General features: G+C 27.1%; 11 protein-coding genes. 9 read left to right on the plus strand and 2 right to left on the minus strand.

The genetic code is table 11. From position 1 onward, the window contains the following. Positions 1-3 precede the first annotated feature (3 nt). The 7 genes from NWE74_RS13835 to NWE74_RS13865 all read left to right on the plus strand — a co-directional run bounded on the left by NWE74_RS13835 (position 4) and on the right by NWE74_RS13865 (position 8,013). The gene (locus NWE74_RS13835) at positions 4-2,019 is read left to right on the plus strand and encodes a sigma 54-interacting transcriptional regulator (protein WP_258243580.1); all 2,016 of its coding nucleotides are present in this window, start codon (positions 4-6) and stop codon (positions 2,017-2,019) included. Between the two features lie 354 nt (positions 2,020-2,373). Beyond that, the gene (locus NWE74_RS13840; protein ID WP_258243581.1) at positions 2,374-3,117 is read left to right on the plus strand and encodes a gamma-glutamyl-gamma-aminobutyrate hydrolase family protein; all 744 of its coding nucleotides are present in this window, start codon (positions 2,374-2,376) and stop codon (positions 3,115-3,117) included. 31 nt (positions 3,118-3,148) lie between these two features. Further along, positions 3,149-4,459 (plus strand): APC family permease, encoded by a 1,311-nt coding sequence (locus NWE74_RS13845; RefSeq protein WP_258243582.1) that lies wholly within the window; start codon positions 3,149-3,151, stop codon positions 4,457-4,459. Positions 4,460-4,645: 186 nt separating this feature from the next. Beyond that, positions 4,646-5,359 carry a LytR/AlgR family response regulator transcription factor gene (locus NWE74_RS13850; RefSeq protein WP_258243583.1) on the plus strand — a complete coding sequence of 238 codons (714 nt, stop codon included), beginning with the start codon at positions 4,646-4,648 and terminating at the stop codon, positions 5,357-5,359. Continuing rightward, the gene (locus NWE74_RS13855; RefSeq protein WP_258243584.1) at positions 5,353-6,735 is read left to right on the plus strand and encodes an ATP-binding protein; all 1,383 of its coding nucleotides are present in this window, start codon (positions 5,353-5,355) and stop codon (positions 6,733-6,735) included. The genes NWE74_RS13850 and NWE74_RS13855 overlap by 7 nt, the downstream gene beginning before the upstream one ends. A 151-nt stretch (positions 6,736-6,886) precedes the next feature. Then, positions 6,887-7,549 (plus strand): hypothetical protein, encoded by a 663-nt coding sequence (locus NWE74_RS13860; RefSeq protein ID WP_258243585.1) that lies wholly within the window; start codon positions 6,887-6,889, stop codon positions 7,547-7,549. Between the two features lie 83 nt (positions 7,550-7,632). Next, a complete protein-coding gene (locus NWE74_RS13865) occupies positions 7,633-8,013 on the plus strand; it encodes a DUF3139 domain-containing protein (protein ID WP_258243586.1) in 381 nt (126 codons plus the stop codon). Positions 8,014-8,108: 95 nt separating this feature from the next. Here NWE74_RS13865 and gltS read toward each other — a convergent pair whose 3' ends face one another. Beyond that, positions 8,109-9,311 carry a sodium/glutamate symporter gene (gene gltS, locus NWE74_RS13870; protein WP_258243587.1) on the minus strand — a complete coding sequence of 401 codons (1,203 nt, stop codon included), beginning with the start codon at positions 9,309-9,311 and terminating at the stop codon, positions 8,109-8,111. 420 nt (positions 9,312-9,731) lie between these two features. Beyond that, a complete protein-coding gene (locus NWE74_RS13875) occupies positions 9,732-10,166 on the minus strand; it encodes a hypothetical protein (RefSeq protein ID WP_258243588.1) in 435 nt (144 codons plus the stop codon). 289 nt (positions 10,167-10,455) lie between these two features. On the opposite strand from NWE74_RS13875, the gene NWE74_RS13880 reads away from it, so the two are divergent. Both NWE74_RS13880 and NWE74_RS13885 read left to right on the plus strand, forming a co-directional pair. After that, positions 10,456-12,549, plus strand: a complete 2,094-nt coding sequence (locus tag NWE74_RS13880; RefSeq protein ID WP_258243589.1) for a sigma-54 interaction domain-containing protein — start codon at positions 10,456-10,458, stop codon at positions 12,547-12,549. A 247-nt stretch (positions 12,550-12,796) separates the two neighbouring features. Further along, positions 12,797-14,140 (plus strand): Na+/H+ antiporter NhaC family protein, encoded by a 1,344-nt coding sequence (locus NWE74_RS13885; protein WP_258243590.1) that lies wholly within the window; start codon positions 12,797-12,799, stop codon positions 14,138-14,140. Positions 14,141-14,148: the final 8 nt, after the last annotated feature.

Here is a 14,148-nt window from a genome sequence, read left to right on the forward strand (position 1 = left end):
ATAATGAAGACTATAGCTGTAGTTACGGATGGAATATCAAGATTAGAATTATTTTTAAATAAGAACTTAGAAAACATTTTTAAAGATAAAGTAAAAATAAAAAACTATTATTTAAATACTATGTCTAAAGAGCAGTCAATTGAAGGTGATGTAGTTCTTGCAATGATAGATAATAGAGCTATAAAAATAAAGGAATATATAGATGATACAAAAAAGATAATAAGAATAAATAGAAGCATAAAACAAAAGGAAGTATATAAACTATTTGCATTGCCGGAAGGAATAGATGTGTTAGTTGTAAATGACAATGAACACACTATATTAGAAACTGTATCCAGCTTGTATGATATGGGTATAAATCACTTGAATTTTATACAATATGATCCAAGTAAAGAGTACAGACATATTAAAGTTGCGGTCACACCTGGAGAATCAAATTTAGTTCCTAGCTATATTGAAGAAGTAATTGATCTTGGACATAGATGTATTGATAGTTCAACTTTTCTTCAAATAATAGCGAAGTTAAATATAGATGATAAGCAAGTAACAGAAAGGTTAATAAAATATTCAGATGAAGTTATTAGTTCATACTCTGGTATAAATACAAAATATAAAGAACTAACTATAAAAAATGAAGAATTAAATTCTATAATAAATTTATCAAGTGTAGGTATGGCTATGGTATCAAATAAAGAAGAAATATTAATTTGTAACCAAAGTGTAAAGAGGATACTAGATATTGAAAGTGATATAGTTGGAAAAAAATTAAATGACATAGATAATAATGACATCAAGATCATTTTTAGTTTGGATAAAGCTAAGGATGAAGTTATAAAGTTTAAAAATAAATATATAAATGTAAATAAATATAATATAGAGAGTTTTGGTAAAGTTACAGGAGCATACTTCTGCATACAGGAAATAACGTATATAAGAAAATTAGAGCAAAATTTATCTAAAAAACTAAGAGATAAAGGACAAGTTGCTAGATATAATTTTGATGATATAAAAACTAACTCTTTAGAATTAGAAAAATCTAAGGAATTAGCAAAAAAGATAGCAAAATCAGATTATACAGTTTTAATAACTGGAGAAAGTGGAACAGGAAAAGAATTAATGGCTCAATCTATACATAACGGCTCATTAAGGTTCAATCAGCCGTTTATAGCTATAAACTGTGCAGCAATGCCTGAAAATTTATTAGAAAGCGAGCTATTTGGATATGAGGAAGGTGCATTTACTGGTGCACTAAAAGGTGGTAAAAGAGGTTTGTTTGAACAAGCTCATAATGGAACTATATTCTTAGATGAAATAGGGGATATGCCGATGTATTTACAAACCAAGCTTCTTAGGGTAATTCAGGAAAATCAAGTTATGAGAGTTGGAGGAGAAAGTGTAATAGACATTGATGTTAGAATTATTGCTGCTACGAATAAAAATTTACTTGATATGATAAAAAATGAAAAGTTCAGGGCTGATTTATACTATAGAATAAATGTACTTCCTATAAATATCCCTCCTTTGAGGGATCGAAAAGAAGATATAGCTGAGCTGCTAAAATATTTTATGAAAAATAAAATTGAAATAAGTAATAAGGTCAAAGAAATAATTAATAGTTATTCGTGGCCAGGAAATATTAGAGAATTAAGAAATACAGCTATGTATATAGATACAATGTGTATGGATAATAAAGTAAATATATGTGATTTACCATATAATATTATGAATCATAAAAAAGAGTATAGCTATGAAATAAATATATTGAAAGAGAAAACATCTATAGATAAAGTAAATAAGATTATGCAAGTTATAAATGCAGAAAATATATTAAATAAATCTATTGGAAGAAGTGGAATAGTTAATAAATTAAACGAATCTGGATATTTTATAACTGAAGGAGAAGTAAGAAAGATATTAAGTATATTTAAAGACTTAGATTTAGTTGCATCTGAAGTTGGAAGAAAAGGTAGTGAGCTAAGTGAAAAAGGCATTTACTTACTAAAATATATAAATAGGTAAATAAATAGGTAAAAACAGAAACCTAATAAACCTATTTAAAGTATAAATTGAATTTTTTAATAAAGAATTATGAATAAAAAAATATTATAAATAGAATGAAGAGGATAAGGATTTCTTACCTCTTTTTTTTATTTATAAAAATTTATATTAGATTAACATCTAATGAAAATATATGAAGCTAAGCTATATAAACAAATTCTAAAAATATAAAAACTATTTGTAGAATTTATAAAGCTGTTTAAATTAAAAAAATATAAAAAAAATACAAAAATATTTTTTTTGGCATGATAGTTGCTTTTAATAAAAAATGTAAAAATTTATTACTAGAACTTAGATAGAGGAGTGACATTAGGTATGAAAAACAAGAAATATCCTATAATTGGAATATCTGGGAGTTTAATAATTGATCAAGGTGGAATGTTTCCTGGATATGAAAGAGCTTATGTCAATAATGACTATATACAATCGGTAGCTATGTGTAAGGCGATACCATATATAGTTCCAATTATTAACGATGAAGAATTAATAAGAGATCAAGTAGCTAATATTGATGCTTTAATATTATCAGGTGGTCATGATATTAATCCTCTACTGTGGAAAGAAGAACCACATAATAAGTTAGGAGACATATTGCCTAAAAGAGATACTTTTGATATGAGATTATTAAAAATTGCACTAGAAATGAAAAAACCAATTCTAGGTATTTGTAGAGGTGAACAAGTAATAAATGTGGGTGAAGGTGGAAGTCTGTATCAAGATTTATCATTAATGGATGGAGCTTATATAAAGCATAATCAACAACACTTACCAAACGTTTCTACACATACAGCTTATATAAAAGAAGGGACAAAATTATATGAAATACTAGGAGAGGAAGAAATCCTAATAAATAGTTTCCACCACTTAGGTGTAAATAAATTAGCTCCAGGATATATAATATCTGCTACAGCAAAAGATGGAGTAGTTGAAGCGATAGAAAAAAAAGGAGATCATTTTGTAATAGGTATTCAATGGCATCCTGAGATGATGACAAAAGATTGTCCTAAAATGCAGAAGTTATTTATGGCATTAGTTAAAGAAGCATCTAAAGAAAAATAATTATTAAGGCATAAAACTTGGAGGGTTAAAAATGGAAAAAGGAACAAAATTAGGATTTTGGAGTATTGTATTATTAGGCATTAATGCAATTATAGGTTCTGGAATATTCGGGCTTCCTGGACAAGCGTATTCAAACATCGGTCCATCGAGTATATTAATTTTAGGATTTTGTATGATTTTAGCAGTATCTATAGCTTTATGTTTTGCTGAAGCTGGTAGTTGGTTTGAAGGAGATGGAGGTCCATATCTTTATGCAAAGGAAGCATTTGGAGATTTTATAGGATTTGAAGTTGGATTTATGAAGTGGGCTGTAAGTATGATAGCTTGGGCAACTATGGCTAACTTTTTTGCAGTTACATTATCTTCAGTTTGGCCACAGGCTGCAGAACCATTAACTAAAAATATAATAATAGGTATATTAGTAGTTGGTCTTGGACTTATAAATTTAATGGGTGTAAAGCAATCTAAAAACTTAAATAATATAATGACGGTAGGTAAATTAATTCCATTAATAGTATTTATAGCTGTAGGAATATTTTTTATAAAAGGTTCGAACTTTAAACCATTTGTGATAATACCAGAAGGTCAAACAACTTCTTCTGCTTTTGTTGCAGTATCTATATCTTTATTCTATGCGTTTACTGGATTTGAGTCTTTAGCAGTTGCAGCTAAGGATATGGAAAATCCGAAGAAAAATGTACCAAAAGCTTTAGTAACAGTAATGTTTATAGTATCTGTAGTATATGTCCTTGTACTTGCTATAAGTATAGGTGTTTTAGGTCCACAACTAAGTGGAGCTACTAACCCAGTTGCAGATGCTGCAACTAAAATAATGGGACCTATAGGGGGCTATATAATAACAATAGGAACAATAATATCTGTAGGTGGTATAAATATAGCATCATCTATATTTACACCAAGATCAGCTACAGCTTTAGTAGATCAAGGCCTACTTCCTAAGCCTATGAGCAAAACTAATAAAAATGGAGCACCATATGTAGCAATAACGGTATCTATTATAGGAACATTATTAATAGCTTGGTCAGGATCGTTTATAACATTATCTCAAATAAGTGTTGTATCTAGATTTATACAATATATACCTACTTGCCTAGCTGTACTAGTATTCAGAAAGAAATATGCAGGGAAAGAAGTAAATTTCAAGATACCAGGAGGTGCATTTGTACCAATATTTGCAGTAATAGTAAGTTTAATATTACTAGTAAAAGCGGGAATAGATGCTCCTATGAAGATAGTTTGGGGGCTTGGAGGATTAATATTAGTAGTACCAATATATTTATATATGACTAATGTTTATTCAAAACAACACAGCAATAATTAATAAAATTTATAGATTTAAACTTAATAATGGCAGGGTTAATTTTAAAATTAACCTGCCATTTTTTTGTGACTATTTAATTGGTAATGTTGATAAAAATAATTTAAAAGTGTTATCCTAGAGTTGTTAGGTACAGAAAATTTATAAATTTATTGGAGTATAATAAAGGGAGTATGAGAAGGAGACTTTATGATTAATATAGCAATTTGTGAAGATGAAGAAAAAATGCAATGTTTAATAGAAAGGTATATTAATAACATATTAAAAGATATAGAGATAGAATATAAAATACAAAAATATAGATCTGGAGAAGAATTGATCGAATGTGATTTAAAAGGAATAGATATACTACTTCTTGATATACAAATGGGAAAAATGAATGGAATGGATACTGCAAGAAAAATTAGAACGGTAGACAATAAAATGGAAATAATATTTATAACATCTTTAATTGACTATGTACAAGATGGATATGAAGTAAGAGCTTATAGATATTTGTTAAAGCCTATAGAATTAGAAGAATTAAAAAAACATGTATTAAATTGCATTAAAGAAATTGAAGTTAATAAAAAGAATTATATTGTAATAAAAAATAAATCTAACACATACAAAATTCATTCAAATGAAATAACGTATGTAGAAGTTCAAAAAAAGAATATGTTAATACATACAATAAATAAAAATTTTGATGTACGATATAGTTTAGAAAAAATAGAGAAAGATTTAAATCTAGATAACTTTATACGATGTCATAAAAGCTTTTTAATTAATTTGAACTATGTTGAAAATATAAAGCAAAATGTTGCTATATTAGAATGTGGACAAGAAGTGCCTATAAGTAGATATAGATATAAAGATGTAAAAGAAAAATTCTTGAAATTTCTTGGTGATAGAATATGCTAAATTATAAAGCAGATGCATTGTTGATATTATCAATATTTACACAAATGATTATATTAAAAAGTATATTAACTTATAATAAAGACACATGTAGTGGTAAAAAGTTTTCTTTTTTTATTTTATTAGCATTAAATTATTCTACAGTAAAAATGATTATATTGTTTAACAGAGATAAAACTTTTGACCATAATATTATTTATATCTTAACGTTTATTATGTGGGGAGTATATTATAATTATTTCTATAAAATAGGAATTATTAAATACATAGTTTCTTTTTTCTTATTTGATGTATATTATTCTTTGATAAGGGACGTTATATCTAGAAATTTATTTTTTGTAGTTACAGGTAATGTGATTTCATCAGAGAAAGCTCTATTGGTTTCTAGTTATGATAATGCTAAAGTTGAGACATATACATACTTAGTAATGATAGTTATCTACTTAATAGTCTACTTAACGTTTAGGTTTTTGAGTAACAAATTACAGTTATATAAAGATGATAAAATAAATTATATATATTTATCAATTGCTTTAATGGCAAATTTAATTACGATAATTATAATTTATATAAATAAGAAGATGGAGAGAGTTGGTGGATATTCAGAACTATATGTAGTGGGATATATTGTAACTCCAAAGTTAATACTAGTCAGTAGTCTAGTCATTATTGTATTATTTATAAAAATAATCCGAGAGAACAAAATACAATCTCAAAATGAAATAATAAAAAATAAACTAGATATGCAGTATTCTCATTATTTAAGCATTCAGGAATCTCATATAAAAGTTAAAAAGCTTTACCATGATATAAATAATCATATATGTTGCATAGAAAATCTTAAAAATAATAATGTAGAAATTAATGAATATGTAAGCAGCTTAAAAGATGAGATTAAAGAATTTAAATCAGTATATAATACGGGCAATATTATATTAGATATTATAGTAAATGAAAAAAGTGATATATGTACAAAAAAAGGAATTAAATTTATTTGTGACATAAATTTTTTGAAAGTTAACTTTATAAGACCTATAGATGTATCCAGTATATTTGCTAATGTCTTAGATAATGCAATAGAAGCTTGTGATAAAATACATGATGAAAAAGTTAATAGATATATTATAACAAAAGGAACTATTTCAAAATCCTACTTTGTAATCAAATGTGAAAATAGCAAAGTTAATATTCTGAAATTTAATAAAAATAAACTATTAACAGATAAAATGGATAAATTTATACATGGAATTGGAATTCAAAGCATTAAATCATCTTTAGAAAAATATAATGGGGAAATATTATTTGAAGATGATAAAGAAAAATTTACAGTAAATATATTTATACCATTGAATCAAAATAATGACAGTTGGGTCGATTAAAGTACTAGTTGGGTCATATATATTGATGTTAAAAAGTAAGGATGATATCTTTTAATTGCAAAAGATATCATCCTTATTTTTGTATAATAAGAATTTATAAATTTTATGATATTTATTAAAATGGGTTAGATACAGTGGAGGAAAGAAGTATATGAAAGTAAAAAAATCTATATTAGCTATGATGTTAGTTTCAAGTATAAGTGCAGGTTTAATTGTAGGATGTACACCTTTTGACAATTCATCAAAAGGTTCAATTGAAACTGAAGTAACTAAAGGAGGTGAATCTGTTAAGCTGTTTGAATACTACTCAAAAAAAATGAATACTCTAGATGGAGTGTATTATGTTAAACAAGATCTATCTAAAAAGTTCTCTAAAGCTATAACTGATAGTGGACTTATAGTTGCAGATTCAACTTCAGATGGTAGTTTTGTATTGTCCATAGGAGGATTCGAAAGCCCTCCTACAAAATCTATTCAAAGTCTAAATTATTCTATATCTGAAGATTATAAAAAGGGTAAGGCGACACTAAATATTTTGTGTGCTAAGGAATATCTTGGGGATATGGAATTATCTGAGAATGATAAATATATCAAAGCTATATATAACATATTTAAGTCATTAACAAATACTAAATTAACAGAGAAAGAGTTATTTGAAGCAGTAAAAAAAACATTTAATGGAGAAGGGGGTCTAGTAGAACTTCCTTATAAGAATTATATACAGATTCAAGTTGTCCAAGTTGAAAAAGACGGAAAATACATTAAAACCTTACAATTAATTTGTAACTATGATTTTGATATTGCGAAGTCTTAGATCATTAAAACATTTATATAGAGGCTAAAGCTCATTACAATGAATTTAAATATTGCAACTTTTATTAAAATAAGGAGATTTATATGAAAAAATATATAACTATTTTATTAGTATTAATTATAGGGTTTACGGGATTTTTTATATATAATAATTACTTTAAGCCATGGAATGAAGCTGAAAAATACATTAACAAATATATGGTAGAGCAAGGAGTTTTAAAAGATGATATAGATAATATAACAAAAGAAAAAGCAAGGAATGCAAGTTATGAAGGTATACTTTATAAGTTATCTTATAAAGACGAACCTAAATATGAATATCAATATTTTTATAGTGATGATTATTATGCTCAACGTGTAAATCATGTTTTACTACAAATATATGATTTAAATGATGGTCAAGAGGTAAGAGATATTAAGGAACTTAAAGCGCTAAAATATTCGCCAATTTATTTAGATAAATAATATAAGTAAAAATTAGTTAAAACCCCAATACCTATAAATTTTATAGGTATTGGGGTTTTAAAATATATGTTTATTGTATACATTAAGTTCCGGATTTAGTGTATAAAGTTTATGAAAAGTGTTATAATAGTCGAGTTAAAAAAATCAATAAATAAACAACCAACTATTGGAACTACAAAGTAAGGAGTAGGAGCGAATCCGTACCTATTTGTAAGCTCATCCATATTAGCTATAGCATTCGGAGTAGCACCCATTGCAAAACCACAAGTAGCAGATGCAAATACCGCTGCTTCATAATTACCTCCAAGCACTCTAAATGTTATAAAGTAAGCAAATAAACCTACTAGCATAACTTGAGCAATCAGCATAATTACAAGTGGTAATGCTAAATCAAATAGTTCCCAAAGCTTAAGCCCCATTAATGCCATAGTTAAAAAGAAAGATAAGCTTAATCCACCTAAAGTTTCGATTTCTTTTTCTAAAATTTTCTTATTCATAAGATCATAAATATTTCTTATGATAGCTGCTGTTAACATTGCACCTATATATGAAGGGAATGTTAATCCTAATTTTTGTATAAAATCAGAGATGATAGAACCAAGTCCCATAGCTACAAATAAAAGCCCAGCTGCAGTCATTAATGTTTTATGACATAATATATTGTGACTTTCCTCATTGTAATCTCCAACTTCATCTATAGGAGTACTTGAGTTTTCATCATGTACAGTTTTTAATTTGTGATTATTTATTAATGATCTTGCTACTAATCCACCGATTAAACTTCCCATAATTAATCCAAATGTTGCTGATGCAAATGATACTGTAGTCGCACCAGTGATACCCATATTTTCAATCATTGGTCCAAATGAACCCGCCGTCCCATGACCTCCAACCATAGGTATTGAGCCAGTACAAAGTCCAAGTAAAGGATTTAAATTAAATACTGATGCAAGACTTACACCAACTATATTTTGAAGTACTACTAAAAGTATAGCTAATCCGAGGAATGTTATTACTTTAATTCCACCTTGCTTTAATAATTTAAAACTAGCAGTAAATCCTATACTAGTAAAGAATGCTGTCATGAATAATTCTTGTAATGATGTATCTAAATTTATTGTGGCTATATTATTTAATTTAAGTATAAGTACTAATATCGCAAATATAAATCCACCTACCACTGATGGTGGAATACAATATTTTGATAGTACAGAAAATTTATTTCTTATATATTTACCTATATAAAATATGACTGAAACTAATGCCATAGTTTCATATATGTTTAAATTTAATTCCATAATGTTTAATCTCCTTTCTTTGTCGATTTGTCGATTTATGGTTCAATAATATATATAATAACTTAAAAATTTATTTTAGTAAAGGCGATAATGATGAAAAATAACGGAAATGAATCACTAAATGTTAATTGTCTGAAAATTAAAGAAAACTTTGAGACGGGATAAATACACATAGGAGCTGATTTAACTAGTGAAAATAATTGAGTGAATTTTTTTTTGAAAAAAATAAAAAAATATATGCAAAGTTATTATTTTTTTATGCAAGTGAAGATATATGATTAATAACGATAATTAGGAAAAGGTAAACATAAAAATAATAATAAGTATAAAAAAAGTATCACTTTTAAGGGATACTTTTTTATTTAAGAATGATAGCAATAATATAAATATTAAAAATATTAGTGTATCAATTATATAAAATTATTTTAAACCTAAATCTGATAGCATTTCAGATATTCCATATATATCATCATACTTAGAATAATACTCTTTGAACACATCCTCTATAGATGAATCTCTATGAACATCAAATTCAATTCCTTTAAATTCTCCTTTAATTAATGTTACATTAGTACTATCTAAATAATTTTTCAATTTTAATATATAATCTTTTATCTCTTCATCAGGGCAAATTTTTAGTTCATCAATATTTTGAGCTACTAAATATGCAGACTCATTTATTTCTTTTAAAGTGATATTTTCATTTAGTCTTTCTTTTAGATTCTTTAGAGTTTCTTCATTAAATTCTAAATCATCTATATTGTTACAGTCTAAAATTTCTTGTACTTTATCTAAAATCATGGCACCATTCCAGGCATATTTACTAGAACTGCTATTATTAAAATTTTTATTCATTTTATAAATCTCCTAAGTTTAATTTAATATTATTATATCAAAATTATAGAGAATTATCATTAGAGACAAACTATAGTTAAAAAATGATAAAATTAAATAAAAACGGAAAGGCACCTATCAAAAGATAGGTGCCTTTATTTGGGCTAGCGTATACTTATACATATGTACAAGTTCCCACTAGATAATAGTATAATAGAAAATATACTTTATGTAAATAAAATTTATAAAAATAATTAAACTTAATGCTATTACTAACTAAGATTATTTAATTTTAAAAGGGGGAATATTTATGAAAAAAAGAGTTGCAGTAATGTGTGTTTCAAAAAAGTCTAATGAATTTTACTCAAATTATCTAGAAGATATATTTGCAAAAACTATAGAGTTTTTTTATTATAGCCTAGATGAAAATGGATTTGAAAATATGATAAAAGCAGACCTTTATTTAGTTTGTTCAACATCATCTAATGTTTTTGAATATTCAATGTCTTGTATACCAGAAAATAGCAATGTAGTAATATCAAGTATAACTTTTAAAAAAAATAGCATTAAAAAAGTAAGGAAAATACCACAAGATTCAAATGCTTTAATGGTTAATCTAAGTAAAAATATGGCTATGGAAGCTATATCAACATTAAATCGCATAGGTATTAATGATATAAATTTTATTCCATTAGGGCCAATTGATAATATGAAAGATATTAATGAATATAAAGATATAAAAATAGCTGTAACATGTGGTGAAAGTAGATATATTCCTGATTTCATAGAGGAGGTTATTGATTTAGGAGGAAGGGTTTTTACAGAAAGAGTTTTAGTTGAGATGATTTTGAAGCTTGATATATCGGAAATAATGAGTACTAAACCATTTAAATCTTATATACAAGATCTTGCTGAAAGAGATTATGGAATAGACGAATTAAGTAGAAAAGTATCAAATATAGAGCTTAAATTTGATTTAGTATTAGATTCAATTGATATTGGAGTAATTGGTATAGATGTTAATAATAGAATATTTGAGTTTAACAAAGCAGCAGAAAATATATTACATATGAAAAAAGATGATGCTCTAGGTAAGACTACAGATGAGTCGCTACCATTTATGCCTCTTAATGTGTATAAGGATAACTTACTAACAAATGATGTGAAGCTTATAACTATAAAAGGTGTTTTAGTTTCCCTAAGAACAACTTCAATTGTAGAAAATGAAAATTTTAAGGGATACTTCGCTATTATAGAAAGGTTTAAGGATGAAGAGGACAAGCAAAGAAAGCTAAGACTTCAATTATTAAATAGAGGTCATAAGGCAAAGTATGAATTTGATGATATAAAAGGTAATTGCCCTATATTAAAGAAGGTAAAACAAATTGCAGAAAAAATGTCTAAATCAAATGCATCTATATTAATATATGGAGAAAGTGGGACAGGGAAAGAATTATTTGCACATGCAATACATAATGCATCACCGAGAAGTGAAATGCCTTTTGTGGCTATAAACTGTGCAGCACTACCAGAAAATCTTTTGGAAAGTGAATTATTTGGATATGAAGAAGGTGCATTTACTGGTGCAAAGAAAGGTGGAAAAGCTGGTTTATTTGAATATGCTCATACAGGAACGTTGTTTCTAGATGAAATAGAAAATATGAGTCAAAGTTTACAGGTTAAGTTATTAAGGGTATTGCAAGAGAAAGAAGTTATAAGAATTGGGAGCGAAAAAATTATTAATATAGATGTTAAGATAATTGCAGCAAGTAATGAAAATATAAAAGATATGGTAGAGCAAGGGAAGTTTAGAAAAGATTTATATTATAGAATAAATGCTTTACCTATTAATATTCCACCGCTTAGAGATAGAAAAGATGATGTTTTATTAATTGCAGATGAAATAAAAAAAAGTATAGGAACTGAATTTAAGTTATCTGATGAGGTAAAAAATGTATTTATAAATTATGAATGGGAAGGAAACATAAGAGAATTAAGAAATGTAATAGAGTATTTAGCTTATGTAGACAAACCTTTGATAGATATCGAAGACTTACCATCTACATTCTTAGAGGAAAATAATTTTAATGAAATTTTTTATGCTAGAAATTTTGATAACACACTTTTAATGAAGATACTTCCAAATGAAAAATTAGAAAAGTATATATATGTCTTAAAAACACTTTATGATGCTAAAAAAGAAAATATTTCCTTAGGAAGAAAAAATATTTCTCAATCGTCACAAAATAGCCAGTGTCCTTTATCAGAACAAGAGGTTAGAACTATAATTTCATATTTAGCAAAGAAGCAGCTAGTTGAAGTTTCAAGGGGCAGAAAAGGAACTGAGTTAACTTTAAAAGGGGTAGAAATGGTTGATAAAATGGTTCAAATGGATGAGAAATAGGTTAGTTAGCAACCTATTTATTATATTACATCGATTAAGAGATAAAAATATATAAATAAGTGACTGTAAATAGCTGGATTTTATAGGTTTAATAAAAGAGAAATAAAAAAATATAAAGTTGGCATGACATTTGCTTATTTATATTAGTAAGTAATTAAAACTTATATTGTGCAAATTAAGTCTTAAAATTAATCAATATAGGTAAATTACAATCATTAGGATAACGATTTCAGAAGGGGGATTAAATATGAATGAAAAAAAGATAACAAAACAATACGGTGCAATTGCATTCTTACCACTTATTATATTTTTAGCATTATATATAGGTAGTGGACTTTACTTTACATTTACAGGAGCTGAAGATGCATTTAAACAATTTCCAAGACACGTAGCACTTATGATTGGTATAGGAATTGCTTTACTTATGAATAGAACAATGAAGTTAGATGAAAAAATAGAAGTTTTCTCTAAAAATGCTGGTAATTCAGGGGTTATGCTTATAGGATTGATATATTTACTAGCAGGAGGTTTTCAGGGTGCAGCACGTTCTATGGGTGGAGTTGATAGTGTTGTAAATATGGGACTTTCTTTCATACCTCCTGCACTACTTATTCCAGGTGTATTTGCAATGAGTAGTTTCATAGCTACATCTATAGGAACATCAATGGGGACTGTAGCAGCGATGGCACCCATAGCTATAGGTGTTGCCGCAAAAGCAGATTTAAATGTTGCAATAGCATGCGCTGCTGTAATAGGAGGAGCTTATTTTGGTGACAATTTATCCATTATATCAGATACAACTATTTCTGCAACAAAAGGTGTTGGTTGTGAAATGAAAGATAAGTTTAAGATGAACTTCTTTATAGCACTTCCAGCAGCATTAATTACAATGGGAATATACGCATTCATAGGTGGATCTGGTCAAATAGAGGGCGACTTATCATACAGCATAATTAAAATAGTACCATATATTGTAGTGCTTATAACTGCGATGATAGGATTCAATGTTGTGGGTGTATTGATTATAGGAATTATAATGAGTGGAGCTATAGGATTAGCAACTAACTCGATAAATTTTTTAGGATTTATTCAAGCAGTAGGAACTGGAATGGAAGAAATGATGAGTATTACTATACTTGCAATATTGGTTTCTGGATTGATAGGACTTGTTAAGCATTATGGTGGTATAGATTGGTTAATTGAAAAAATAACATCTAGCATAAAAGATAGAAAAGGGGCAGAGTATGGAATTGGTCTACTTGCTGGATTACTTTCAATGTCTCTTGTAAACAACACAATAGCGATAATAATATCTGCTCCAATAGCTAAAGAAATAGGTTTTAAATTTAATATTTCACCAAAGAGACTTGCTAGTTTATTAGACATATTTGCTTGTGCATTACTTTCAATTTGTCCACATGATGGAGCTATGTTAATAACAACTGGACTTGCAGGTATATCTCCAATTGAAGTATTACAATATGCATTTTATCCAATTCTTCTGCTACTATCAACAGTTATAACCATCCAATTTGGATTATTAAGAACAAAAGAAGAAAAAGAGTATATAAAAGCATCAAAAGTAAGTTAGAAAAGATT

Source organism: Romboutsia lituseburensis (genome assembly GCF_024723825.1).
GTDB classification, from domain to species: Bacteria; Bacillota; Clostridia; order Peptostreptococcales; family Peptostreptococcaceae; genus Romboutsia_F; species Romboutsia_F lituseburensis_A.

Coding starts and splice junctions, on each gene's coding strand:
- NWE74_RS13885 (WP_258243590.1), top strand. CDS start 12,797: ATGAATGAAAAAAAGATAACAAAACAATACGGTGCAATTGCATTCTTA.
- NWE74_RS13875 (WP_258243588.1), bottom strand. CDS start 10,166: ATGAATAAAAATTTTAATAATAGCAGTTCTAGTAAATATGCCTGGAAT.
- NWE74_RS13840 (WP_258243581.1), top strand. CDS start 2,374: ATGAAAAACAAGAAATATCCTATAATTGGAATATCTGGGAGTTTAATA.
- NWE74_RS13855 (WP_258243584.1), top strand. CDS start 5,353: ATGCTAAATTATAAAGCAGATGCATTGTTGATATTATCAATATTTACA.
- NWE74_RS13845 (WP_258243582.1), top strand. CDS start 3,149: ATGGAAAAAGGAACAAAATTAGGATTTTGGAGTATTGTATTATTAGGC.
- NWE74_RS13865 (WP_258243586.1), top strand. CDS start 7,633: ATGAAAAAATATATAACTATTTTATTAGTATTAATTATAGGGTTTACG.
- gltS (WP_258243587.1), bottom strand. CDS start 9,311: ATGGAATTAAATTTAAACATATATGAAACTATGGCATTAGTTTCAGTC.
- NWE74_RS13880 (WP_258243589.1), top strand. CDS start 10,456: ATGAAAAAAAGAGTTGCAGTAATGTGTGTTTCAAAAAAGTCTAATGAA.
- NWE74_RS13860 (WP_258243585.1), top strand. CDS start 6,887: ATGAAAGTAAAAAAATCTATATTAGCTATGATGTTAGTTTCAAGTATA.
- NWE74_RS13850 (WP_258243583.1), top strand. CDS start 4,646: ATGATTAATATAGCAATTTGTGAAGATGAAGAAAAAATGCAATGTTTA.
- NWE74_RS13835 (WP_258243580.1), top strand. CDS start 4: ATGAAGACTATAGCTGTAGTTACGGATGGAATATCAAGATTAGAATTA.